This window comes from Janthinobacterium sp. C22 (genome assembly GCF_057919405.1).
In genome coordinates this window covers 372,435-396,486 of the sequence record NZ_CP193659.1, presented here as the reverse complement: position 1 = coordinate 396,486, position 24,052 = coordinate 372,435, and the positions used below count along the sequence as shown (strand labels likewise).

The following is a 24,052-nucleotide window of genomic DNA, read 5'->3' as shown; positions in this document are numbered from 1 at the left end:
CTGAAAGCGAGTCACTTTGACAATATTGTATATCCGTCACCCGGCCAAGGCGTCCACCGATAGCGCGCCCGCCTGCTCCTTCGTGCTGGCCGGCGACGGCGGCACTCTGCTGCAGCAAGGCAGCGCACCGCTGGGCAGCCTGGGCCAGCTGATCGCCGGCGCGAAGCAGGTGGTGCTGCTGCTGGCGGCGGCCGACGTGACCCTGCTGCGCCTGAAAACGCCGCCGCTGGCCGGCGCCCGTTTGCGCGCGGCCTTGCCGGGACTGGTGGAAGAGCACATCCTCGGCGACGCCCAGGATTGCCTGCTGGCCGCCAGCGCGCCCGATGCGGCCGGCATGCGCACGGTGGCCGTGGCGCAGCGCGCCTGGGCCGAGGTGTTGGTAAAAGCTTTGCTGGCGCAGGGCGCGCGCAAGGTGGCGCTGCTGCCGTCGCAGCTGTGCCTGCCCTTGCAGCCGGGCAGCGTGACGGCCGCCCTGCACGCGGCCGGCGACAGCCTGGAACTGGCCTTGCGCCAGGCGCCGCAGGAGGGGCTGGGCCTGGTCTTGCCGGCCCAGCCGCAGCAGGCGCTGCTGACGACGCGCGCGTTTGCCGGCGACGTGCCCCTGACGGTCTACGTGGCGCAGGCCGAGCTGGCGCAGTATCAACAGCTGGCCGCCGGCATGCACGGCGTGACGGTGGAGCCCGACCACTGGGCGCACTGGATCGCCGGCGCCAGGGGGCGGGGATGGACCTGGCCCCTGCCCTGGGCACGGCCACGGGATCGGCTACCGAGTGGCGCCGCTGGCGCTGGCCCATCCGTCTGGCGCTGCTGGCCGTGATCGTCAACCTGGCCGGCATGAATATCGAATGGATGCGTTTGAAGCGCGAGGCGGCCACCGTGCGCACCTCGATGCAGCAAACCTTCAAGGCTGCGTATCCGAACGAGGCGCCCGTGTACGGGCTGGAAGCGGAACAGATGCGGCGCAATATCGCCGCCGCCCGCCTGCAGGGCGGGCAGGCGAGCATGGATGACTTCACCAGCATGAGCGCGGCGCTGGGCGAGGCGCTGGGCGGCCTGGCCGGGCGCGGCGTGGTGGCCTCGCTGGAATACCGCGAGCGTGCCCTGATCGTCAAGCTGAAGCCGGACATGGTCGACGCCAGCGCCCAGGCACAGGTGCGCGACGGCCTGGCCGCGCGCAAGCTGGCCTTGAATGAAACGGCGCCGGGCGTGTGGAAGATCACGCCGGCCACGGGAGCAAAAGCATGAGTGCAGCAGTGAACAAGGCGCGCGCCGCGCTGGTGGGCCGGCAGCAGGCCGTGCTGGCCTTCTGGGCCGAGCGCACGCAGCAGGAGCGCAAGCTTTTGAGCATCGGCGGCGTGGTGGCGGGGCTGGCCCTCGTCTACGCCGTGTTTTTCGAGCCGGCCTGGACGGGACGCATCGCCTTGCAAAAGAGCTTGCCCGAGCTGCGCCAGAATGCGGCCCAGCTGCAGGCGCTGGCGCGTGAGGCCGGCGAACTGGCGCGCCAGGCGCCCGTGCAGGTGGCGCCCATGAGCCGCGAAAGCCTCGAGGCCTCGCTGAAGGCGCGCGGCCTGGCGCCGCAATCGCTGTCGCTGACGGGAGAATACGCGCGCGTGCAGTTGAACGGCGTGCCGTTCGCCAGCGTCATGCTGTGGCTGGACGGCTTGCGCCGCGAAGGCCGCGTGGCGGTGCAGGAAGCGAAGATCACGGCGCAGACGGTGCAGGACAAGGCGGTGGCGGGCCTGGTCGACGCCAGCCTGACCCTGCACCAGAGCCCGGGCGCGGCACGATGATGCGCCTGCTTGGCTGGCTGCTGGCCATCATCGTCAGCGTCTGCGTCACCCTGCTGGTGTTTTTCCCGGCCAGCTGGGTGGCCAGTATCGTGGAGAAGCAGACGGGCGGACGTTTGACCTTGGGCGACGCGCAAGGTACCCTGTGGCGCGGCTCGGCCTTTATCGGCGGGGCGGCCAGCGCGAATGGCGCCGTGACGCCCCTGCTGCCGGGGCGTTTCAGCTGGCGCATTTCGCCCTCGGTGCTGTGGGGATCGGCGGACGTGGAACTGCAGAATCCGCAGGCGCTGTCGCAGCCGGTGAACCTGCGCGGCTCGTGGTCGCACTGGCAGGTCAGCCCGGCGGCCCTGCTGCTGCCGGCCGATGGCCTGGGCGGTCTCGGTGCGCCGTTAAACACCGTGGCGCCGACGGGCAGCATGCGCCTGTCGTGGAGTACCTTGCAGCTGGCCCTGGAGCAGCGGCAGTTTTCCGCCGTCGGCCGCACCACCCTGCAGATGACGGACATGGCCTCGCGCCTGTCGTCCTTGCGTCCGCTGGGCAGCTACGAACTCGATTTCGATTGGCAGGGGCAGCAGGCGACGTTGACCTTGCGCTCCATCAAGGGACCGCTGCTGCTCGACGGCAGCGGCAGCCTGCAACAGGGGCGCATGCAGTTTTCCGGCCAGGCCCAGGCCGCAGCAGGATATGAAGAGACCTTGGCGAGTTTGTTGAATTTGCTGGGACAGCGCCGTAGCAATAGCGAAAAAAACATCATCGCCTTAGAGTTCAGACAATGAAAAAACCATCCGTGAGCCCAATTACCTCCTCCTTCTCGCTGCGCCGCCTGTCGGCCGCCGCCTTGCTGTGCTGTTCCGTGGCCGGCATGCCGGCGCCCGTCTGGGCCGCGCCCGGCGATGAGGCGGCGCTCAATTTCGTCGGCGCCGACATCGAATCGGTGATCAAGGCGGTGGGCCATTACACCAACATCAATTTCGTCATCGACCCGCGCGTCAAGGGCACGATCACCCTGGTGTCGGAGAAATCGATCAGCAAGACGCAGGCGTTCGGGCTGCTGGCCTCGGCCTTGCGCCTGCAGGGCTACGCGGTGGTCTCCGGCGACGGCTATGCCAAGGTGGTGCCGGAAGCGGACGCCAAGCTGCAATCCGTGCCGACCCAGGTGGGCAACGGCGCCAGTCAGGTGAAGGGCGACCAGATCGCCACCCAGGTGTTTTACCTGAACTACGAATCGTCGGCCAACCTGCTGGCCGTGCTGCGTCCCCTGATTTCGCCGAACAACACGATCAATGCCAACCCGGGCAACAACTCGCTGGTGATCACCGATTATGCGGATAACCTCAAGCGCCTGGCGAAGATCATCGCCGCGCTCGACGTGCCCGCCTCGACGGACCTGGACGTGATCCCCGTGCGCTACGCCATCGCCTCCGACCTGGCCTCGATGGTCAATAAACTGATGGAGGGCGGGAATGCGGGCGCCGGCGCGGCCGGCGATACGGGCAAGGTGTCCGTGCTGGCCGACCCGCGCACCAATTCGCTGGTGCTGCGCGCGCCGTCGGCGGCGCGCGCCAACCTGGCCAAGTCGCTGATCTCGAAGCTGGACCAGCCCACCACGCAGCTGGGCAACGTGCACGTGGTGTACCTGAAAAATGCGGACGCCACCAAGCTGGCGCAGACCCTGCGCTCGGTGGTGACGTCGGACGGCACGGCCGCTTCGGCGCAGCAGGGCACCAGCAGCCAGAGCACAAACAACCAGATCAGCCAGAACAACAGCGGCATGAACAGCACTGGCCTGGGCGGCAATACGCAAAGCGGCACCACGGGCGGCGCTTCGCTGAACAACGGGCCGCAGCAGCTGTCGTCGGGCGGCGCGGCCGGCTTCATCCAGGCCGACGCTTCCACCAACACCCTGATCCTGACCTGCAACGAGGCCGTCTACCGCAACCTTCGCGCCGTGATCGACCAGCTCGACGTGCGCCGCGCCCAGGTCTACATCGAGGCGCTGATCGTCGAAGTGACGTCGGCCAAGGCATCCGAGTTCGGCGTGCAGTGGCTGGGGCTTTCCGGCGACAGCAGCAGCAGCTACCGCGTGGGCGCGCTGCAGTCGTTCGCCGGCGGCACCGACAACAATATCGCCAAGCTGGCGCTGGGCGGCGGCAAGGTGCTGCCGACGGGCGGCCTGACCCTGGGCATCTTCAAGCAGATCAACGGCGCGCTGGGCCTGGGCGCCGTGGCGCATGCGCTGGAATCGGACGGCAACGCCAACATCCTGTCGACGCCGAACCTGATCACCCTGGACAACGAGCTGGCGACCATCAAGGTGGGCCAGAACGTGCCTATCCTGACGGGCCAGTACACCAGCACGGCCGGCACCAACACGAACCCGTTCCAGACCATCGACCGCAAGGAAGTGGGCCTGACCCTGAAGGTGCGCCCGCAGATTTCCGAAGGCGGCACGATCAAGCTGGGCATCTATCATGAGACGTCGAGCGTGGACAAATCCACGTCGACGGCCGTCAGCGGCATCACCATCAACAACCGCGTGATCGAAAACAATGTGCTGGCCGACGATGGCCAGATCATCGTGCTCGGCGGCCTGATCGAGGACAGCACGGGCGACAACGCGGAGAAGGTGCGCGGCCTGGGCGACATCCCCCTGATCGGCAACCTGTTCAAGTACCAGACGCGCGAGCGCAAGAAAACGAATCTGATGATCTTCCTGCGCCCTGTGATCGTGCGCAACAAGGAGCAGAGCGGCAGCCTGGCGGCCGACCGCTACGACTACATGCGCTCGGCCGAGACGGCTGCCGTGCCGGCGTCGGGCAATCTGATGCTGAAGGACCTGGGCACGCCCGTGCTGCCGGCCCTGCAGGATGGCCAGCCCGTGGGCGGCAGCATGGTGACGCGTCCCGTGCCGCCGGCGCCGACGCCGCCGCCAGGCGCGCCGGCCAACGCCGCCACGCCGCCGCAGCCGCTGCTGCAGCAATACCAGCAGCAGCCGCAGAAGTGATGGGACAGTCATGAGCAATCTGCTTCCCTACGCCTACGCGCGCGATTTCGGCTTGCTGGCGCGGCCCGGCGCCGTCGACGGCGCCCCCGTCGAAGTGCTGGTGGCCGCATCGACGGCGCCGGCGGCGATTGCCGAAGTGTCGCGCCGTTTCGGCCAGATTCAATTGACGGTGCTGCCGCGCGGCGAACTCGATGCGGCCATTGCCGGCGCCTACGCGGGCGGCGGCGGCGATGCGTCGCAGATGGCCGATGAATTCGACGCCGACCTGGATCTGACCAAGCTGCTGCAGGACGTGCCGGCCATCGAGGACTTGCTTGAATCGTCCGACGACGCGCCCGTCATCCGCATGATCAACGCGCTGCTGACGCAGGCGCTGCGCGAAGGCGCGTCCGATATCCACATCGAGCCGTTCGAGCAGACCTCCGTCGTGCGCTTTCGCATCGACGGCAGCCTGCGCGACGTGGTGCGCCCGCGCAAAGCCATCCACGGTTCGCTGATCTCGCGCATCAAGATCATGGCGCAGCTCGACATCGCGGAAAAGCGTTTGCCGCAGGACGGCCGCATCACCCTGCGCGTGGGCGGCAAACCCGTCGACGTGCGCGTCTCGACCCTGCCCACGGGGCATGGCGAACGGGCCGTATTGCGTTTGCTGGACAAGGAAGCGGGCCGCCTCGACCTGCAGCACCTGGGCATGAGCGCGCCCATGCTGGGGCAGTTCGATGGCCTGATCACGCAGCCGCACGGCATCGTGCTCGTCACGGGTCCCACCGGCTCGGGCAAGACGACGACGTTATACGCGGCGCTGTCGATGCTCAACGCCACCACGACGAACATCCTGACGGTGGAAGACCCGATCGAGTACGACCTGGCCGGCGTGGGCCAGACGCAGGTCAATCCGCGCATCGACATGACCTTTGCCAAGGCGCTGCGGGCGATTTTGCGGCAAGACCCGGACGTGATCATGATCGGCGAGATCCGCGACCTGGAAACGGCGCAGATCGCCGTGCAGGCGTCGCTGACGGGCCACCTGGTGCTGGCGACCCTGCACACCAACGACGCGTCGGCGGCCGTCACGCGCTTGCTCGACATGGGCATCGAGCCGTTCCTGCTGTCGTCGTCGCTCTTGGGCGTGCTGGCGCAGCGCCTGGTGCGCAAACTGTGCGGCTCCTGCAAGACCTTCGATGGCCAGTATTGGCAGGCGGTCGGCTGCGAGCATTGCGGCCAGACGGGTTACCAGGGCCGCGTGGGCGTGTATGAATTGCTGCGCACGACGGAGCAGATCCGCGCGCAGATCCACAACCGCGCGTCGGAAGCGGAAGTGCGCGCCGTCGCCCTGCAGGACGGCATGACGAGCATGCGCGACGACGGCGAACGCTGGTTGCGCGACGGCACCACCACGCAGGCCGAGTTGCTGCGCGTGACCAAAGACTAGGCCCGCCACCATGCCCGCATTCCGCTATGAAGCCGTCGACGCCCAGGGCGCCACCCGCAAGGGCGTGCTCAATGCCGACAGTCCCCGTTCCGCGCGCGCCGAATTGCGCGTGCAAGGCCTGGTGCCGCTGGCCGTCGAGCCGATCGCCGCGCAGGTGGACGCCGCCGGCGTGACCAAGCGGCGCGGCTTCGGCGAGCGCCTGTCCAGCACCGAGCTGGCCCTGTTCACGCGCCAGCTGGCCAGTTTGCTCGAAGCGGGGCTGCCGCTGGAGCAGGCGTTTTCCGCGCTGCTGGAACAGGCCGAGCGGCCGTATCTGCGCGACCTGATCGCCTCGATCCGCTCGGAAGTGATCGGCGGCGCCGCGTTTTCCGACGTGCTGGCGCGCCATCCGCGCGATTTCGCGGAAATCTACCGGGCGCTGGTGGCGTCGGGCGAGCAGATCGGCCATCTGTCGCGCGTGCTCTCGCGCCTGGCCGACTATATCGAACGGCGCAATGCGCTGGTGCAGAAGGTCAAGCTGGCGTTTACCTATCCGGCCATCGTCACGGTGGTGGCGTTTTCCATCGTCATTTTCCTGCTCACCTACGTGGTGCCGCAGATCGTCTCCGTGTTTGCCAATACCAAGCAAAAGCTGCCCATGCTCACCGTGATCATGCTGGCGCTGTCGGACTTCGTGCGCAACTACGGCATCGTCGTGGCGATCGCCATCGCCGGCGCCTGGTTCGCCTGGCGCCGCGCGCTGCAGCAGCCGGCCTTGAAGCGGCGCTGGCATACATGGCTGCTGACAGCGCCCCTGTACGGGAAATTCGAGCGCAGCCTGAATACGGCCCGTTTTGCCAGCACCCTGGCCATCACCACGGGGTCCGGCGTGCCGATCCTGCGCGCGCTCGACACCAGCCGCGACACGCTCACGAATGTGGCGATGCAGGAACTGGTACAGGAAGCCAGCGGCGCCGTGCGCGAGGGCGTGAGCCTGGCGCGCGCGCTGTCGGCGCAAAAGCATTTTCCGCCCATGTTGATCCACATGATACGCGCGGGCGAAATCACGGGCGAGCTGCCGGCCATGCTGGAACGCGCCGCCAGCGCGCAGGAGCAGGACCTGGAACGCCGCACGCTCACCATTGCGGGCCTGCTGGAACCGGCCCTGATCCTGGCCATGGGCGTAGTGGTGTTGCTGATCGTGCTGGCCGTGCTGATGCCGATTATCGAAATCAATCAGCTCGTCAGATAAGAAACCCAAGGAAGCCATGAAGCGTTTGCCTCAATTTACAAGTCTGCTCGCCGTCGTGGCGCTGTCCGTGTCGCTGGCCTACTGGGCCATGCAGCTGTTCAAGGCGCCGCAGCGCCCCATCAATCCGCCCCCCAATCCGGTGGTGCAGGATGCCAGCGTGGAGGCGGGCGCCTCGCTGTTCGGCGGCCAGGTCAGCGTGGCCACGGCCAGCAACTACCAGCTCAAGGGCGTGGTCGCCGCCAGCCAGGGCCGCGGCAGTGTGGCCATCATCTCGACCGATGGCAAGCCTTCCGTGGCCTTGCCCGAGGGCGCCGAGGTGGTGCCCGGCGTGACGGTGCTGGAAGTGCATGCGCGCCATGTGCTGCTGCGCGACGGCGGCGTGAGCAAGCGCATCGACCTGGTGGCCGACGACAAGGCGCTGGCCTTGCCGGGACCCGTGTCCGCCACCCCGGCACCGGCTCCCGCGCCGGCAACGAACCTGGTGCCGCCGCCGCTGCCGATGGAGCAGCAGCGTCCGGCGACCGTGATGCCGGCGCCGCCGCAGGTGAGCGGCAGCGTGCCGCCGCCGTCGAATTAACCCCGTTTTTATCGTATATTGCCGATGGCGCCGTGCCGCCATCGCCACAGGAGTCTTCATGTTCTCGATCCGTGCCGTCCTGGCGGGCTGCGTGGCGGCGCTGTGCGCCTTGCCGCAAGCCGGCGCCGCCGCTGACGTCCCCGCTGCTGCCGCTACTTCCGTTCCTCCCCTGGCTGTTCCTGCGCCCGTGCCGGCGCGTCCGCGCATCGCCCTGGTGCTGTCGGGCGGCGGCGCGCGCGGCCTCGCGCATATCGGCGTCTTGAAAGTGCTGCAGGAGCTGCATGTGCCGATCGACATGGTGGTCGGCACCAGCATGGGCGGCGTGGTGGGCGGCGCGTACGCGGCCGGCGCTTCCGTGGCGGACCTGGAAAAGATGGCGCGCGATACCAACTGGGCGCGCGTGGTGGCCGACCGGCCGCCGCGCGACGAACTGGCGTTCCGACGCCGCGAGGAAGACTTATTGCTGCCGTCGCGCATCGAGTTCGGCACCAGCCGCAATGGCATTTCCACGCCGCCGGCGGCGGCCAGCAATGCGGCGCTGGAAATGGCCTTGAACCGGCTGCTGCCGGCCGGCATGCGCGACCGTCCCGCCAGCCAGCTGCCGCTGCCTTTCCGCTCGGTGGCCTCGGACCTGGTGAATGGCGAGCTGGTGGAACTGGTCGACACGCCCCTGTTCCTGTCGATGCGCGCCTCGCTGGCCGTGCCGGGCGTGTTTGCTCCCGTGCGCGTGAACAACCGGCTGGTGGTCGATGGGGGCCTGGTGCGCAACCTGCCCGTCGACATGGCGCGCGCCATGGGCGCCGACATCATCATCGCCGTCAACGTGGGTACGCCGCTGGCGCCGGAAAAAGAGCTGGGCAGCGCCATCGGCGTGGCGCAGCAGATGCTGCAGATCCTCACGGAGCAGAACGTGCAGCGCTCGCTCAAGGAACTGCAGCCGCAGGACATCCTGGTGGCGCCGGACCTGACGGGCGTCAGTTTCCTCGACTTTGAAAACTATGCGCGCGCCATGCGCGCCGGCGAACAGGCGGCGCAGGCACTGGCCGCCCGCCTGGCGCCGCTGGCCCTGCCGCCGGAACAGTATGCGGCGCGCGAGGAGCTGCGCCTGGCGGCGCCGGCGCTGCTGGATGTGGCCTTGCCGCTCACGCGCCTGGCCGTGGAGAGCGAAGGCGATATCAATCCGCGCATCCTGCAGGCGCAATCGGGCCTGGTGGAAGGGCAGGCCGTCAGCCAGGAAGATGTGCTCAAGGCGGCGGCCAGGCTGTATGGCCGCGGCGACGTGGCGCGCGTGGAGACGGAAGTGGTCGATGCGGGCGACCAGCGCGCCGTCACCATCAAGGCGGTCGAGGCGCCGTGGGCCAGCAGCCGCCTGCGCGTGGGCCTGGAAATGGCCAGCGATTTCAGGGACAGCAATACCTTTGCCCTGAAGCTGCTGCATGTGCGCTCGAACCTGAACAGCTGGGGCGGCGAATTGCGCAGCATGGTGCAGATCGGCACCGCGCGTAACTTCGGGGTGCAGTACTGGCAGCCGCTGGGCGCCGGCAACCCGTGGTATATCGCGCCATCGCTGCAGTACTTCCCAGGCGGTCGACCTGTTCGACAAGGGCCGGCGCAATGCGCGCGTCGCCTACAGCGGCCAGGGCGCCAGCCTGGTGCTGGGGCGCCAGTTCGGTTTCTGGGGCGATCTGCAGTTCGGCATCACGCGCAGCGAAGTCAAGGCGGACGTCAGCATCCCCGCCGACCCGACCTACCCCAAGGAGCGGGCGCTGGGCACCAACCAGTTCGTCCAGTTCCGCGTCGACACGCTCGATTCGCCCGGTTTCCCCACGCGCGGCGTGCTGTTCGACGCCACCTGGACGCGCTCCGCGACCACCGGTACGGGCGAATCGGGCCTGGGGCGCTCCGCCATCACGGGCCTGAAGGCGTTTGGGCGCGGCAACTGGGCCGGCCACGTGTATGGCGAATGGGCGCGCGCGCAGCGGGCGAGGCGCCGCTCAGCCTGGGCGGCTTCCTGCGCCTGTCCGGCACGCAGTTCGAGTCGGTGACGGGGCGCAGCGTGGCCCTGGCGCGCTTCGTGATGGCACGCCGCATCGGTTCCCTGCCCAGCACCCTGGGCGGCGCCGTGCGTGCCGGCTTTTCGCTGGAAATGGGCGGCGGCTTCGATCAGAGCGAGCGCTGGAAAGCCACCAAGTTCACGCAGGCCAGCAGCGCCTTCATCTCGGTCGATACGCGCTTCGGTCCCGTGTACGTGGCGTCGGGCGCATCGAAGGGCGGCGAGAGCACGCTCTATCTGTTCCTGGGCCCTGTCTGGTAAGGGGCGCCCGGCGCGGCGGGCGCCGTGCTGCGGCGCAGGGCCGTGAAGGCGGCAAATTCCCATGAGCGAAAGCCCAGCAGCAGGGTAAAGCCATCGCGTTCCTGCGGCCCCAGGCGGCGGTCGTTCTGGTGCAGGCGCGCCAGTTCTTCGGCCAGCTGGCGGATCTTTTGCACCAGCTCCTGTGCGCTCGACAGCGACAGGCGCGCCGGGATGCACATCAGGGTTTCACCGGCGCCGTCGAAATGCCCGCTGAAATAATCGGCCACCACGTGTTCGCGGAAGTACAGCTGCACCGGGCCGTCGGCCAGCCAGTGGAAGGCGTTCGAGACGCGCAGGCTGTAGCGGTTCAGCGGCTTGAGTTCGATCAAGCCCAGCCGGTCCAGTTCGGCCAGGCAGCCGATGCATTCGGCCTGCGTCAGCGCATACGTTTCCACCACCTGTTCCAGGCTCCAGTGGCCGAGGCAGCAGATCGCCACCAGCAGCAGGCGCGGATGCGCCACCAGCGACTTTTCCTGCACCAGGGTGAGCGTGTCGGCATGCGGCGTGATGTCGGCCGCGCCGCGCAGCACGTCCTCCATGGCGATGCCCGAGGCCTTGCAGATCAGGGCCAGGCGCGACAGCGACATGTCGTGCTGGCCAAACATGCGCTTGACGCTCGACTCGCTCATGCCGATGCGCTCGGCCAATACCTTGTAGGTGATGCCGGCGGCGCGCAGTTGGGTGCGCAGCACGCGCAAAACCAGTTCAGGTGAACTCACGATAGTTCCTTTATGCAAGTTTGGTAGCGGTTGACGGTACCGAATGTAGCCGTTAATGGCACTTTGCACAAGATGATAGTACTTTTCGGCGAAAGCGATGACACTCCCGCTTGTGGCTCGCGCAGCGCGCTACAACCAGGCAATCCATCCACTTGTAGAGGTTATCCATGTTTCCATCTTTCCGTTTCCCCGCAGCGCTGTTGGCGCTGGTCGCCATCGCTCCCTTGCATGCCGCCGCCGCCGAACCGGCGCCAGGTTCCATCTATGCGGGCGCCAGCTATGGCTTTCGCGCCAGCACGGGCCTCGATTGCATCGCCGGACAAGGCGATTGCGACAAGAGCAGCAAGCGCAATGGCAAGGCCTACCTGGGTTACAGTTTCGACGCGCTGCCGTTTCAGGGCGGCGTGGCCCTGCCTTCGGTTGAGCTGGTGGGGTACATGGGCGGCGAGGTCAAGTCCGGCTTCGACACGGGCGCCGGCAAGCGTGCTGGCCGCGGCAAGTTCACGGGCCTCGGCATACAGGGCGTGCTCGGCTACCAGTTCGACGCCTTTACCCTGAGCGGGCGCGCCGGTGCCGCGTACACGCAGGGCAAGGTCGATTATCTGGGCGGCGGTTCGGACAAGAAGGACAAGATCGGCCTGACCTACGGCATCGGCGCGGCGTATGCGCTGAACCGGAACTGGTCGCTGCACCTGGACTGGGACCGCGTGCCGGTCAAGTACAGCAGCAAGCAAACGACCAAGGTCGACATGTTTTCGCTGGGCGCGTCCTACCGTTTCTAAGGGGATGATGCTGCGGCAGAGAGTGGCCTGATGGCGGACGCCCCGGAACGGGGTGTCCGCGGGCGGCCTAATTGTCCGTTTCTACTTTCAACAGCAGTTTCGCCAGCAGGCGTTTTTCCTGCTGGCGCTGGCCGGAAACGGTCTTTACGTGCGCCCCGGCCGTGCGCTGCAGGGCGGCCGTGGCGACGGGGTTGCGCGGTTTTTGCGAGGGTTCGACGCGGAACTGCATTTTCTGCCGCGTCGCCAAGGCCTTGTTTGCCATCGGTTTCCCCCTTCTTTCTTACAGCACGTAGCGCGACAGGTCCTCGTTGACCGACAGCGCTTCCAGGCGTTCGTTGACGTACGCGGCATCGATCACCAGCACATTTTCCGTGCTGCTGCTGCCTTCGCTGGCCGTAAACGACACTTCTTCCAGCAGCTTTTCCATCACCGTGTGCAGCCGGCGCGCGCCGATGTTTTCCGTGCGCTCGTTGACCGAGTAGGCGATTTCCGCCAGGCGCGTGATGCCTTCCGGCGCGAATTGCAGTTTCAGGTTTTCCGTCGCCAGCAAGGCTTCGTACTGCATCGTCAGGCAGGCGTCGGTACTGGTGAGAATGCGCTCGAAGTCCGCAATCGACAGCGATTCCAGCTCCACGCGGATGGGGAAGCGCCCCTGCAGTTCCGGGATCAGGTCCGACGGCTTCGACAGATGGAAGGCGCCGGAGGCGATGAACAGGATGTGGTCCGTGCGGATCATGCCATATTTCGTGTTGACGGTCGTGCCCTCGACCAGCGGCAGCAGGTCGCGCTGCACGCCGGCGCGCGAGACGTCGGCGCCGCCGGATTCCGAGCGCGAGGCGATCTTGTCGATTTCGTCCAAAAACACGATGCCGTTCTGCTCGACGTTCTGGATGGCCTTCTGTTTCAGCTCATCTTCGTTGAGCAGCTTGGCCGCTTCTTCCTCGACCAGCAGTTTCAAGGCTTCCTTGATCTTGACCTTGCGCGCCTTCTTGCGCTGCCCGCCGACGCCCGAGAACATGGACTTGATCTGTTCCGTCATTTCCTCCATGCCCGGCGGCGCCATGATTTCCATCTGCGGACCCGCCTCGGCCAGCTCGATCTCGATTTCCTTGTCATCGAGCTCGCCCTGGCGCAAGCGCTTGCGGAAGGTCTGGCGCGTGCTGTCGCCGCTGCCCGTGTCCACGGCCGCTGCCGTATTCGGCGTGAAGCCGAAGTCGCGCGCCGGCGGCACGAGGATGTCGATGACGCGGTCTTCGGCCGCATCTTCGGCGCGCGCGCGCACCTTCTTCATTTCCAGCGCGCGCGTCTGCTTGATACCGATGTCGATCAGGTCGCGGATGATGGTGTCGACGTCGCGCCCCACATAACCGACTTCGGTAAATTTGGTCGCTTCGATCTTGATGAACGGCGCCTCGGCCAGCTTGGCCAGGCGGCGCGCGATTTCCGTCTTGCCGACGCCCGTGGGGCCGATCATGAGGATGTTCTTGGGCGTGATTTCATGGCGCAGGGGTTCGGCCACCTGCTGGCGGCGCCAGCGGTTGCGCAGGGCGATGGCGACGGCGCGCTTGGCCTTGGCCTGGCCCACCACGTGTTTGTCGAGTTCGGTGACGATTTCTGACGGGGTCATGTTCATGATCATAGTTGGCTTTCTATTCTTTGCTCGCGGACGCTTAGTCGAGCGTCTCGATAATGTGCGACATATTCGTATAAATACACAGTTCCGCGGCGATGGTCAGCGATTTCTTGACCACGTCGGCCGGCGACAAGTCCGTGTTTTCCTGCAGCGCCTTGGCGGCGGATTGGGCGTAGGTGCCGCCCGAGCCGATGGCGCCGATGCCGTCTTCCGGTTCCAGCACGTCGCCATTGCCCGTGATGACCAGGGTCGACTCGCTGTCGGCCACCAGCAGCATCGCTTCCAGGCGGCGCAGCACGCGGTCGGTGCGCCAGTCCTTGGCCAGTTCGACGGAGGCGCGCAGCAGATTGCCCTGGTGTTTTTCCAGCTTGCCTTCAAATCGGTCGAGCAGGGTAAAAGCGTCGGCGGTGCCGCCGGCAAAGCCGACCAGGACCTTGCCCTGATACAACTTACGCACTTTACGGGCCGTGCCCTTCATGACGATGTTGCCGAGCGTTACCTGGCCGTCGCCGCCCAGGGCGACTTGCTTGCCGCGCCGGACGCAGAGGATGGTGGTGCCGTGAAATTGTTCCATAGTGACCTCAAAAGATTCGTGCCGATGCGTGCAAGGCCATGCGATTGCGCGCCCATGGTTCAAACGTGGGGATGGAAAAGGCAATTGCAAGCGGCATGTGCCACTGCCGTGCTTGCTTCAGTGTAGGCCGGCGCGGGACGAAAAAAGCACGCAACCGGGGTCGTGTGCTTTTTCATTCGCCATCGCGGGACCGCCGGGGCGGCCGCGCAAGGGGCGGGACGATCAGTCGCCGTACAGCTTTTGCTTCAGTTCGCGCCGTTGCTGGGCTTCCAGCGACAGGGTGGCGGTCGGACGGGCGATCAGGCGCGGGATGCCGATAGGCTCGCCCGTTTCTTCGCACCAGCCATAGTCGCCGGCGTCGATGCTGGCGATCGATTGCTGTACTTTCTTCAGCAATTTGCGTTCGCGGTCGCGCGTGCGCAGTTCCAGCGCATGCTCTTCCTCGATGGTGGCGCGGTCGGCCGGGTCCGGTACGAGCACGGTTTCACGCAAGTGTTCCGTGGTTTCGCCGGCGTTTTTCAGCAGGTCTTTTTCGAGCTGCTGCAGGCGCGCCTTGAAGAATGCCAGTTGTGCCGGATTCATGTAGTCATCTTCGCTCATGGCGCGAATTTGGTCTTCGCTGATGAGAGGGATGTCTTGGTTGGCGGCCGGGGTCGATTTATTAGTTTTGGTCATAACTTCGCTTACCTTCGATACGACAGAGTTTTCAAATTGATCAGTTGATGCGGCGATACCGAGCAACTGTACAGGTTCCGCTTGGCATTGCTGTCCCGCTGTACTGCGTGCGACCTTGGCTTGCCGGCGAAAGCCAGGACTACCGGCCGGCCATGGTGCCATGTTGATAACTTTTTACCGCTCTATGCCTGTCGCGCTATGCGCGCGTCAACGGGCGTGTTGGGTGGATCGCTTGCATGCCTGGCATGCGGCCAGCGGCAGTTTGCCAGCATTTCATGACAGGCGAACGACATGGGCCGTTTTCGTCGCTGATTTTGGCACGCTTTGCCTTATATTGCCATCCCGATTTGTTGACTAGCCGATCAGAGACGGCTACTTGTTGGTTTATGCCAGCAAGATGGATGTCGGACAGCGGGAAAGCGTGCTTAACTTTCCCTTTTGTTTCTGCTTTGCAACGGGTATTTTGCAAAACCCGGCTAGTTTATACCAAACATTGTTCGAGTCCGCGAATAAAAATGTCTTTTGGTAGATTTTTGCCAATAAACACCATTTTGCTGCCGCGCACTTCGTTTTCGCCCCATTTGGCGCCCAGGTCGCTGCCCATCAGCTGGTGCACGCCCTGGAAGACCACCTTGCGTTCTGCGCCCTGCATCAGCAGCACGCCCTTGTAGCGCAGCATGCGCGGGCCATACACCTGCACCAGGCCGCCGAGGAACTCGTCGAGCTTGGCGCTGTCGAACGGTTGCGTGCTCTTGAAAACAAAGGCGGCGATATCGTCGCTGTGCTGCGCATGGTGATGGTCGGCATGGCCGCAATCGGCGGCACAGGCGTCGCTGTGCTCATGCGCGTGCTCATGGCCGTGCTCATTGCCGTGCTCATTGCCGTGTTCATGTGCGTGCTCGTGGCCGTGCGCGTGGTCGTGATCGTGGACGTGCGCCGTCTCTGTCTCCAGGAAATCCGGGTCCAGTTCCAGTTTTTCATTCAGGTTGAAACCGCGGATGTCGAGCACCTCGGCCAGCGGCGCGCGGCCGAAATCGACCTTGGCGATGGGCGCGCGGGGATTGATGCGCTTCAGGCGGCGCGTCAGGACGGCCACGTCGTCTTCACTGACGAGGTCGGTTTTCGACAGCAGCAGCTTGTCGGCAAAGCCCACTTGCCGCTGGGCTTCCTCGTATTCATCGAGTTGCTTCATGGCATGACGGGCATCGACCACCGTGAGGATGGCGTCGAGCATGTAGTGGCTGCCCACTTCCTCATCGACAAAGAAGGTCTGCGCCACGGGGCCGGGATTGGCCAGGCCCGTCGTTTCGATGACGACGCGGTCGAACGCCAGCAGGCCGGCGTCGCGCTTGCGCGCCAGTTCCGACAGGCCGACGATCAGGTCGCCGCGCACGGTGCAGCAGATGCAGCCGTTGTTCATCTCGATGATGTGTTCGTTGCTATCCTGCACCAGGATGTCATTGTCGATGTTTTCCTGGCCAAACTCGTTTTCGATCACGGCGATGCGCATGCCATGGTCTTCCTGCAGTATGCGGTTGAGCAAGGTGGTTTTGCCTGCGCCCAGGAAACCGGTGAGGATGGTGGTTGGAATCAGTGCCATGAGATGCCTATGCTGTAATCGGTGGTGCCGCCGCGCAAGCGGAAGAATGCGGACGATTATGCCGGAATTTTGCAAAAGCTTGCAAATGCGCGCCCATCCGCTTGATATGGATCAGGCCGGCCAACGGGCGCGGCTGTCTACTTCGCCTTGGCGCGGGGGTGCGCCTGGTCGTACACGTGCGCCAGATGCTGGAAATCGAGGGCCGTGTAGACCTGGGTCGAGGTGATGCTGGAATGGCCCAGCATTTCCTGCACGGCGCGCAAGTCGCCCGACGATTGCAGCACGTGCGAGGCGAACGAGTGGCGCAGCACGTGCGGGTGCACGTTGGCGGGGATTTCCGTCGCCAGCGCATGCGCCTTCAGGCGCAGCTGCAGCACGCGGGGCGAGATGCGCGTGCCGCGCGTGCTGAGAAACAAGGCGGCGCTGCCATCGGCCGCAGACGGGCGCACGGCCAGCCAGGCAGTCAGGGCGACGAGGGCTGCCTTGCCGACCGGCACCTTGCGCATCTTGCTGCCCTTGCCCGTGACGATGACTTCGAAGCTGGCCATGTCGAGCCAGCCCAGCGAGGCGGGCTGGCCATTCTCGGCCTTGCAGTAATGAGTGTCCAGGCTGGTCAGTTCGGAGACGCGCAAGCCGCTCGAATACAGCAGCTCGAACATGGCGCGGTTGCACAGTTGCTCCGGCTCGGCGGCGCCTTGCTGGTGTTGCGCGGGCGCCACGAGGCGCACGGCGTCGTCCACCGACAGGGCTTTCGGCAAGGTCTTGGCCCGCTTGGGGGCGCGGATGCCGTCGACGGGATTGGCGTCGAGCGCCGTTTCACCGCTGAGCCAGTTGAAGAAGCCGCGCCACGACGACAGCTTGCGGGCGATCGAACGCGGGTCCAGGCCGCCGGCATGCAGCTTGGCCGTGTAGCGGCGCACTTCGTTGTGCGCCAGCGCCGTCCACGGCGTATTGCCGCTCAGTTCCAGCAGGGCGCGCAGGTCGCGCCCGTAGGCGTCCAGGGTATGCGGCGACAGCTTGCGCTGCGTGGCCAGCTGCGCCAGGTAGGCGTCGAGCCACTCGGCCTTGCCGCGCGCCTCTCCCATGACTGACTCAGGCAGGCGAACCGGCGCGCAGCGCGGCCAGGGCGGCGCTGGCCGTGGCGCCGATATGCACGAGGAAATCGGTGCCCATGCTCGACGTAAAGCGTTCGCTGTCGGGCGAGCCCAGCACCAGCAAGCCGAAGGTGCCCGTGGTGTTCGGGGCGCGCAGGGCGATCATGACGGTCGATTCGATCTTGTCCGCCTGCAACCAGTGCACGGCTTCGAAATCGCGGTTGCTGCCGCAGTACGGCGTTTGCAGGCTGTTGGCGAACATGCGCACGTCGGCCGTGACATCTTCCGTGAACCAGCCGTCAGCGTGTTCCGGCAGCACTTGCCACAGGCGCAGGCTGACGTAGGGCACGTCGAAATTGCTTTGCAAGGCGTCGACCAGCACGCGCGGCATGTCCGCATCGTGGCGTACTTGCAGCATGGCCTGGTTCCAGCCGTGGAACTTGCTGGCGATGTCGCCATTTTCCTCGGCCAGGCGACTCAGCTTGGACATGCGCAACTCCAGCGCCTTGTACTTGTCGCGCATCACTTCCATCTGCCGCTCCTGCAGCGAGATGGTGCGTCCCGTCAGCGGGCTGCTCAGCTTGACCTCGCCGAGCAGCGCGGTATGCTCTTCGAAGAACGTCGGATGCTCGCTCAGGTACTGGGCGACGGTGCTGGAATCGAGTGTGGCGGTCATTGAGAATATCTGTCAGTGAAAGTTGAACGCTTCATTCTAACCGAGAGTGCGGCGGCATAGGCGCAAAGGGCACGGCGCCCGTGCATTTTCCGCGCACCCATGAAAAAAGCGGCATGGTTGCCCATGCCGCTTTGTATTCCTTGCTCAGCAATCACCCGCGAAGGGTGACAGGCGAGGCATTAGAAGTTGTGGTGTACGCCCAGACCGATGTAGTTGGTCGTAGTCGAAACGTTGTAGTTGGTCGTGCTGGCTGCTTTCTTGTTCGAAATATCTGCGTACAGGTAAGTACGCTTCGACAGATTGTAGTCGTAGCCCAGCGATGCCTGCTTGGTTTTGACTACGCCATCCGGCGTTTTCTGACCGTAGCCAGCGCGGACCTTGCCTGGGCCGACGTCGTAGTTGGCGCCCAGTACCCACGATTTGGTGCCGGTATTGATGATCTTGAAGTCGTCATCTTTCTGGTGTTGGATCGACAGCATGACTTTCAGCTCAGGAATCGGATTGACCGACGCACCGACCGACCACAGCTTGGCTTGCAAGCCATTGCGCTCGTAGGCGGCCATGGCGGCAAATCCTGGCGAGGCGTACGTCACGGATACCGAGTATGGATTCGATGCAGGCGCCACATTGGCTGGCACGCCGAAGTTGCCGGAGGCATTCGTCGTTGCGTTCGGTGCGGTGGCCAGGAAGGCATTATTGTTGTTCGCTTCCTTGGCGGCCACGGTGGCGTTGAACTGGAAGCCGCTGATGACTGGCGAGTTGTAGAACACGGCATTCGAGAAGCGGTTACGCGAGTTGCCTGGCGCGCTCAGCGGATCGCTGGTGTAGCCGGCCACGGTCAGGTCGGTCTGGAAACCGGCTGGCGTAGGCATGCCCGACCATGGTTCGAAACCGGTGCTCGTTTCCTGGAACGCGGTCAGGCCACGGCCCAGGCGCACGGTACCGAAGTCGCCTTGCAGGCCGACGCGGCTTTGACCCTGGAACAGCGGACGCGAATTGGCGCCCGAGGTGTTTTCTACGGTGCCGGTATCGGATTCATAGCGAATTTCCAGTTGGAAAATAGCTTTCAAGCCATTGCCCAGATCTTCCGTACCCTTGAAACCCAGTTTGTTGTTGTCGCGCTTGGTGACGGCGGTGGTCGAACCAGTCGCTTTGCCCAGGCCTGCATCGATCGTGCCGTAGATTTGGACGGACGACTGCGCTTGTGCGGTTGCGGCAAAGGCGCCGAAGAGTGCGAGGGCAACGAGTGATTTTTTCATGTCTTATTCCCTATTAAAAGTGAGTTCCGTCCGAGATCCGAGCAGATTGAAATGCGCTAACTGTCGCGTTTCGATGAATGAACCTTAATTCGTCGGCGCGCAAGACGTGCGGGATTGGTCAAATGTGCGTGAAAAGATTGGTGAAAAGCGGCATAACTGCATGCCCCTGTTGTATTTTTGTAACGCGCGGTTTCCGTCAGTCCCGCACCGATGGCACGCGTTTTCCCATCGCCACCGTAGCGGCGTATTGTGATATTTGCATGTTTTGGCCAGGACATTGTTGCGCTGAATCAAGTTCTTGAGGCCGCTTTGGCGGATTTACGACACAAGGACGTTACACTAAGGGCGGGCCTGAACCGATGGGCCTGGAGATGGCTGACCACTAATTATTAGAATCATTGACTCAATATCGAGAATCGATGGCAAATCGCGAAACATTAGGATTGATCAAGGGCGCACGGGCTGGCGATGTCGCTTGCCAGCTGGCGTTGGGACGGGTGTACCTGTTTGGACAGGGGGTGCCGCAAAGCCTGCCGACTGCCTTGCACTGGCTGGCGCGGGCGGCCCAGGAGGATAGCCAGGAAGCGTGCTTGCTGATTGGCACGCACGTGCCATTCGACGTGGCGCAACCGGCAGCCAAGGCGCTGATCCCGTATTACGCGCAGGCGTTCGATGCGGGCTTGGTGCAGGCGGGCCTGGTGCTGGCGCAACTGGTGCTGGGCAACGCCGCCAGCCACAGTGAAGCCTTGCGCGCCAAGGCGCGCGTGGCGCTGGACGCCGCCGTGCGCGCCGGCTTGCCCGATGCGCAATGGTTGTTGTCCCTGCAAGAAGGATCATCCGCAGCGTCCGGGCCGGACGCCAGCCTCGCCGGCGAGCCAGCCCCCGATGGCGATGCGCCGCTGCACGCCTGGCTGGAGCAGGCATGGAGCCAGGGCAATCATGCGGGATTTCTGTCGCAAGGCTTGCCGCTGGCGCGCGCGCTGCTGCAGCGCCAGGCGGCGGCCGGTGCGCGCACGATCGCCCTCGACGCGCAGCAGGTGCTGTTGCTGTCGCGTTGCGCCCAGGCATTGGCGCCTGGCGGCGATGCGGAGGGCTGGCAGTGCTGCGAGCTGGCCGCGCATGGCGGCGACCGCACGGCGCAGCTGGAGCTGGGACTCGGCTATGCGCGCATGGATGCGCACGGCCAGCGGCTGGCCACGCGCAATGGCGCGGCCAATTTCAAGCGTGCCGTGCGCTGGCTGACGCAGGCGGGCGAGCAGGGACTGGCCGAAGCCTGGTTCGTGCTCTCACGCATCTACACGAAACCGGAATTTTCCCAGCGCAATGTGGTCGAAGCGCATTTCTGCCTCGAGCGTGCCGCCGACCTGGGGCATGGCCCGGCCCAGCTCGAATGCGGCATGCATGCCTGGCGTAATCGCCGCGACGGCGTCAACAACGATGTGCGCGCCGCGTACTGGCTGCTGCAGGCGCAGGCGCAAGGCAGCCGTGAAGCGGAGGCGGCGCTGGCGAAGATCGCGCCGCGCGGCGAGCCCGGCGACTGGGGCCAGTGCGCCGCCCTGCACGACGATGAGCGGCTGCGCCAGCTGGGCCAGAGCCACCCCTGCTGGCGGCGCGCCTGGAACTGGCGCGCTGCTTCCATCTGTCGCGTGCCGAGGCGCTGTTGCTCGATATCCATGCGGCCGACCAGGGGCATTGTTTGCTGATCGATATCAGCGCCACGCATGGCCGCGGCAAGCGGCGTCTGGCATTGATCCGCACGGCGCAGGAGCGCCAGCTGCTCGATCAGGTGGTGCGCCTGTTCGAGCGCGTCGATTGCGGCGTGGCGGGGCCGGAAGGCAATTACCGGCAGCGTTTGTACCGCCTGAAGTGCTACCTGGCCGAACTCGGTGTCGCACAGGAACAGCAGTTCCTGGCGGCCTGACTTTGCTTCTGACCTTCACCCGTCTACAGCTCGATCGTGCCTTCGAACACGGTCACGGCCGGGCCCGTCATCAGGACGGGGTGGCCGGGGCCTTGCCAGGCGATCGACAGTTCGCCGCCGCGCGCGCTGATGCGCACGGGGGAATCGAGCCGGCCGCGCAGGATGCCGGCCACGGCGGCGGCGCAGGCGCCCGTGCCGCAGGCGAGCGTTTCGCCCGCGCCCCGCTCATACACGCGCAGTTTCACGTGCTGGCGGTCGACGACCTGCATGTAGCCGGCGTTGACCCGGCGGGGAAAGCGCGGGTGGTGCTCGATGCGCGGGCCCGACTGTTCCAGGTCTTGCGCGTCGACGTCGTCGACCACTTGCACGGCATGCGGGTTGCCCATCGAAACGACGGACACCAGTACGGGGGCGTTCTCGCCCGGCAACGCCAGGTCCAGCGGCCACAGGGTGCCGCTGCCTTCCGCCACGCCGTCCAGGCCGCTGGCGTCGAACGGCACCAGCGCGGGTTCGAGCACGGGCGCGCCCATGTCGACCGTGATACTGCCATCGGGTTCCAGGCGCGGCGCGATGACGCCGGCCATGGTTTCCACGCGGATGCTGGCCTTGTTTGACAAGCCTTTTTCGCTGACGAACTTGACGAAGGCGCGCGCGCCGTTGCCGCACTGTTCCACTTCGCCGCCATCGTTGTTGTAGATGCGGTAGCGGAAGTCGCAGCCGGGCAGACGCGGCTTTTCCACCACGAGGATCTGGTCGGCGCCGATGCCGAAACGGCGGTCGGCCAGGCGCTGCCACTGGGCCGGCGTAAAGTCGATGTCCTGATTGATGGCGTCGATGACGATGAAGTCATTGCCTGCGCCATGCATCTTGGTAAAGTGGAGTTTCATGTTCTGCCGTATCACTTGTGCTGGTTATAGAACGAGGCTTCGCCTTCCGGACGCGTCTTGAAGCGTTTATGCGTCCAGAAATACTCGGCCGGTGCTTCGCGCACTCTTTCCTCAATGAACTCGTTCATGCGGCGCGTGGCGGCCGTGATGTCGTCGCCGGGATAATCGTCCCAGGCCGGGTAATAGGTCACTTGCCAGCCCTGGTAGTTGGGCAAAAAAGTGGCGATGACGGGAATCACCTGCGCCTTGGCGGCCAGCGCCAGGCGCGCCGTGGCCGTCAGGGTGGCGGCCGGCACGCCGAAGAAGGGCACGAATTCCGCATCCTTTTCGCCGAAATCCATGTCCGGCAACATAAAGTAGGGCAAGCCGTCGCGCAGCGCGCGCAGAATCGTCTTGATGCCGTCCTGGCGCGTAAACAGCTTGGGCGGCTTGAAGCGCGAGCGGCCGTTGCGCAAGGCCTGGTCGAAGGCGGCATTCTTTTGCTGCACGTACATCGACGAAGCGGAAATTTCCATGGCCGTGGCGGCGCCGGCCACGTCGAGGCAGACGAAGTGCGGGCACAGCAAAATGGTGGGCTTGGCGGCGATCTGCTGGCCCGGGAAGGCGGGCACTTTTTTGATCAGGCGGTTCAATCGCGCTTCCGACGACCACCACAGGATGCTGCGTTCCCACACGCTGCGCGAGTAGGCCTGGAAATGCTGGCGCGCCAGCGCCACGCGCTCGGCTTCCGTCAATTCCGGCATGCACAGGCGCAGATTCGTCAGGGCGATCCTGCGCCGCGTGGGCATGGCGATGAACAGCAGGCTGCCGATGGCCACGCCGAAGCGGCCGAGGATGGGCAGGGGCAGCCAGTGCAGCAGCCACATGAAGGCGATCAGCAGTCTCATGCCTGCTCCTTGGCGGCCTCGGGCGTCGCCGGCGTGGGCGGCTGCGCGCCGCGCGGCACCTTGTAGCGGTTGTAGCTCCACAGGTATTGCGCGGGGCTGCGCGCGATCAATTGTTCCATGGCCGCATTGATGGTGCGCGCCTGCTCGGCCGAGGTACTGTCGAGGGATTCGGTGAACGGCACGAAATGCACGACATAGCCGCGTCCGCCCGGCAGGCGTTCCGCGTAGGTGATGATGACTTCGGCGCCGCCCATCTGCGCCAGCTTGGCGGGCAGGGTCATGGTGTAGGCGGGGCGGCCGAAGAAATCGGCCCACACGCCTTCGCCTTCCTGCGGCACCTGGTCGGGCAGCAGACCGATCGGTTGTCCCTTTTTCAGGCACTTGGCGAAGATGCGCACGCCCGACATGTTCGCCGGCGCCAGCATCAGGTTTTCGCGCGCGCGCGCGCCTTCGATCAGCGGTTTCAGGGCGGCGCGCTTGGGCGGGCGGTACATCACGGTGAGCGGCGTGCGCAGGGCGATCTGCTGGGCGACGATTTCAAAGCAGCCCAGGTGCGGCGTGAGGAAGACGATGCCGCGGCCATGCTGCAGCGCTTTTTCCACCAGTTCCCAGTTTTCCACCGTCGCATGGCGCGCCACGCGTTCGGCCGGCGCGCACCAGATGAAGGGCAGTTCCAGCACGCTCTTGCCCGCTTCGGCCACGGCCGTGTGCAAGTGTTGCGAAAACCCCGCACCTTGCATGTTCTCGCGCATGCGGCGCCGGTAGGACGGCGAAATGGCGTAAATCACCCATCCCAGCGCAGCGCCAAGGCCATGCAGGACGGGCAGGGGAAAGAGGGACAGGAAGCGGAAAATTGGGACTAACATGTATAAGCTGTTTCCAGGAATGGCGTGTTGCCGTGCCAAAATTTTTTAAGAAGCGTAAAATACCACGTATGCAGTAACCGCTGAGTTAATAGACA

At 65.2% G+C, this 24,052-nt stretch carries 22 protein-coding genes and 1 pseudogene; 11 read left to right on the top strand and 12 right to left on the bottom strand.

Annotated features, from left to right (window positions below):
* Positions 1–82 precede the first annotated feature (82 nt).
* The 8 genes and pseudogenes from gspL (at position 83) to ACRHIG_RS01685 (ending at position 10,345) form a co-directional block, all read left to right on the top strand.
* Positions 83–1,245, top strand: a pseudogene (gene gspL / locus ACRHIG_RS01720) (type II secretion system protein GspL).
* Positions 1,242–1,790, top strand: coding sequence for a type II secretion system protein M (locus tag ACRHIG_RS01715; protein WP_489629193.1), 549 nt, complete (start codon positions 1,242–1,244; stop codon positions 1,788–1,790). The pseudogene gspL and the gene ACRHIG_RS01715 overlap by 4 nt, the downstream one beginning before the upstream one ends.
* Entirely contained in the window at positions 1,787–2,563 is a 777-nt protein-coding gene (locus ACRHIG_RS01710; protein ID WP_475415869.1) for a type II secretion system protein N, read from the top strand. The genes ACRHIG_RS01715 and ACRHIG_RS01710 overlap by 4 nt, the downstream gene beginning before the upstream one ends.
* On the top strand, positions 2,560–4,791 hold the full coding sequence (gene gspD, locus ACRHIG_RS01705) for a type II secretion system secretin GspD (RefSeq protein ID WP_489629192.1): 2,232 nt from the start codon (positions 2,560–2,562) through the stop codon (positions 4,789–4,791). Before ACRHIG_RS01710 ends, gspD begins: the two co-directional genes overlap by 4 nt.
* Before the next feature lie 10 nt (positions 4,792–4,801).
* The gene (gspE, locus tag ACRHIG_RS01700; protein WP_219310307.1) at positions 4,802–6,223 is read left to right on the top strand and encodes a type II secretion system ATPase GspE; all 1,422 of its coding nucleotides are present in this window, start codon (positions 4,802–4,804) and stop codon (positions 6,221–6,223) included.
* Positions 6,224–6,233: 10 nt separating this feature from the next.
* Positions 6,234–7,454, top strand: coding sequence for a type II secretion system inner membrane protein GspF (gene gspF / locus ACRHIG_RS01695; protein ID WP_489629191.1), 1,221 nt, complete (start codon positions 6,234–6,236; stop codon positions 7,452–7,454).
* A gap of 16 nt (positions 7,455–7,470) precedes the next feature.
* Positions 7,471–8,031, top strand: a complete 561-nt coding sequence (locus ACRHIG_RS01690; RefSeq protein WP_489629190.1) for a type II secretion system protein N — start codon at positions 7,471–7,473, stop codon at positions 8,029–8,031.
* Between the two features lie 58 nt (positions 8,032–8,089).
* Positions 8,090–10,345 (top strand): patatin-like phospholipase family protein, encoded by a 2,256-nt coding sequence (locus ACRHIG_RS01685; protein WP_489629189.1) that lies wholly within the window; start codon positions 8,090–8,092, stop codon positions 10,343–10,345.
* On the opposite strand, the gene ACRHIG_RS01680 is transcribed toward ACRHIG_RS01685, so the two are convergent.
* Entirely contained in the window at positions 10,318–11,103 is a 786-nt protein-coding gene (locus ACRHIG_RS01680) for a helix-turn-helix domain-containing protein (protein ID WP_489629188.1), read from the bottom strand. The two genes, ACRHIG_RS01685 and ACRHIG_RS01680, sit on opposite strands and share 28 nt — an antisense overlap.
* A gap of 167 nt (positions 11,104–11,270) precedes the next feature.
* Between ACRHIG_RS01680 and ACRHIG_RS01675 the strand changes: the two genes are divergently transcribed.
* Entirely contained in the window at positions 11,271–11,885 is a 615-nt protein-coding gene (locus ACRHIG_RS01675; protein WP_475415876.1) for an outer membrane protein, read from the top strand.
* Positions 11,886–11,952: 67 nt separating this feature from the next.
* On the opposite strand, the gene ACRHIG_RS01670 is transcribed toward ACRHIG_RS01675, so the two are convergent.
* From ACRHIG_RS01670 to ACRHIG_RS01635, 8 genes are all read right to left on the bottom strand, one after another.
* A complete protein-coding gene (locus ACRHIG_RS01670) occupies positions 11,953–12,147 on the bottom strand; it encodes a hypothetical protein (protein WP_489629187.1) in 195 nt (64 codons plus the stop codon).
* An 18-nt stretch (positions 12,148–12,165) separates the two neighbouring features.
* A complete protein-coding gene (gene hslU, locus ACRHIG_RS01665) occupies positions 12,166–13,518 on the bottom strand; it encodes an ATP-dependent protease ATPase subunit HslU (RefSeq protein ID WP_489629186.1) in 1,353 nt (450 codons plus the stop codon).
* A 37-nt stretch (positions 13,519–13,555) separates the two neighbouring features.
* Positions 13,556–14,092: an ATP-dependent protease subunit HslV gene (hslV, locus tag ACRHIG_RS01660; RefSeq protein ID WP_034753065.1), complete on the bottom strand. Its 537-nt coding sequence runs from the start codon at positions 14,090–14,092 to the stop codon at positions 13,556–13,558.
* A 222-nt stretch (positions 14,093–14,314) separates the two neighbouring features.
* Complete coding sequence (gene dksA, locus ACRHIG_RS01655) at positions 14,315–14,767, bottom strand: RNA polymerase-binding protein DksA (protein WP_034753066.1); 453 nt, start codon at positions 14,765–14,767, stop codon at positions 14,315–14,317.
* 481 nt (positions 14,768–15,248) lie between these two features.
* On the bottom strand, positions 15,249–16,367 hold the full coding sequence (locus ACRHIG_RS01650; RefSeq protein ID WP_489629185.1) for a CobW family GTP-binding protein: 1,119 nt from the start codon (positions 16,365–16,367) through the stop codon (positions 15,249–15,251).
* Positions 16,368–16,504: 137 nt separating this feature from the next.
* A complete protein-coding gene (locus tag ACRHIG_RS01645) occupies positions 16,505–17,452 on the bottom strand; it encodes a tyrosine recombinase XerC (protein WP_489629184.1) in 948 nt (315 codons plus the stop codon).
* A 7-nt stretch (positions 17,453–17,459) separates the two neighbouring features.
* Complete coding sequence (locus tag ACRHIG_RS01640; RefSeq protein WP_475415880.1) at positions 17,460–18,137, bottom strand: DUF484 family protein; 678 nt, start codon at positions 18,135–18,137, stop codon at positions 17,460–17,462.
* A 179-nt stretch (positions 18,138–18,316) separates the two neighbouring features.
* Positions 18,317–19,396: a porin gene (locus tag ACRHIG_RS01635; RefSeq protein ID WP_475415881.1), complete on the bottom strand. Its 1,080-nt coding sequence runs from the start codon at positions 19,394–19,396 to the stop codon at positions 18,317–18,319.
* A 419-nt stretch (positions 19,397–19,815) separates the two neighbouring features.
* Here ACRHIG_RS01635 and ACRHIG_RS01630 point away from each other — a divergent pair, with 419 nt between their 5' ends.
* Entirely contained in the window at positions 19,816–21,099 is a 1,284-nt protein-coding gene (locus ACRHIG_RS01630; protein WP_489629183.1) for a tetratricopeptide repeat protein, read from the top strand.
* A complete protein-coding gene (locus ACRHIG_RS01625) occupies positions 21,093–21,317 on the top strand; it encodes a hypothetical protein (RefSeq protein WP_489629182.1) in 225 nt (74 codons plus the stop codon). Before ACRHIG_RS01630 ends, ACRHIG_RS01625 begins: the two co-directional genes overlap by 7 nt.
* A 23-nt stretch (positions 21,318–21,340) precedes the next feature.
* Here ACRHIG_RS01625 and dapF read toward each other — a convergent pair whose 3' ends face one another.
* From dapF to ACRHIG_RS01610, 3 genes are read right to left on the bottom strand one after another with little or no spacing between them, the layout of a single operon-like run.
* Complete coding sequence (dapF, locus tag ACRHIG_RS01620) at positions 21,341–22,204, bottom strand: diaminopimelate epimerase (RefSeq protein WP_475415883.1); 864 nt, start codon at positions 22,202–22,204, stop codon at positions 21,341–21,343.
* An 11-nt stretch (positions 22,205–22,215) separates the two neighbouring features.
* Positions 22,216–23,091 (bottom strand): LpxL/LpxP family acyltransferase, encoded by an 876-nt coding sequence (locus ACRHIG_RS01615; protein ID WP_489629181.1) that lies wholly within the window; start codon positions 23,089–23,091, stop codon positions 22,216–22,218.
* Positions 23,088–23,957, bottom strand: coding sequence for a lysophospholipid acyltransferase family protein (locus ACRHIG_RS01610; protein WP_489629180.1), 870 nt, complete (start codon positions 23,955–23,957; stop codon positions 23,088–23,090). Before ACRHIG_RS01610 ends, ACRHIG_RS01615 begins: the two co-directional genes overlap by 4 nt.
* Between the last annotated feature and the right edge of the window lie 95 nt (positions 23,958–24,052).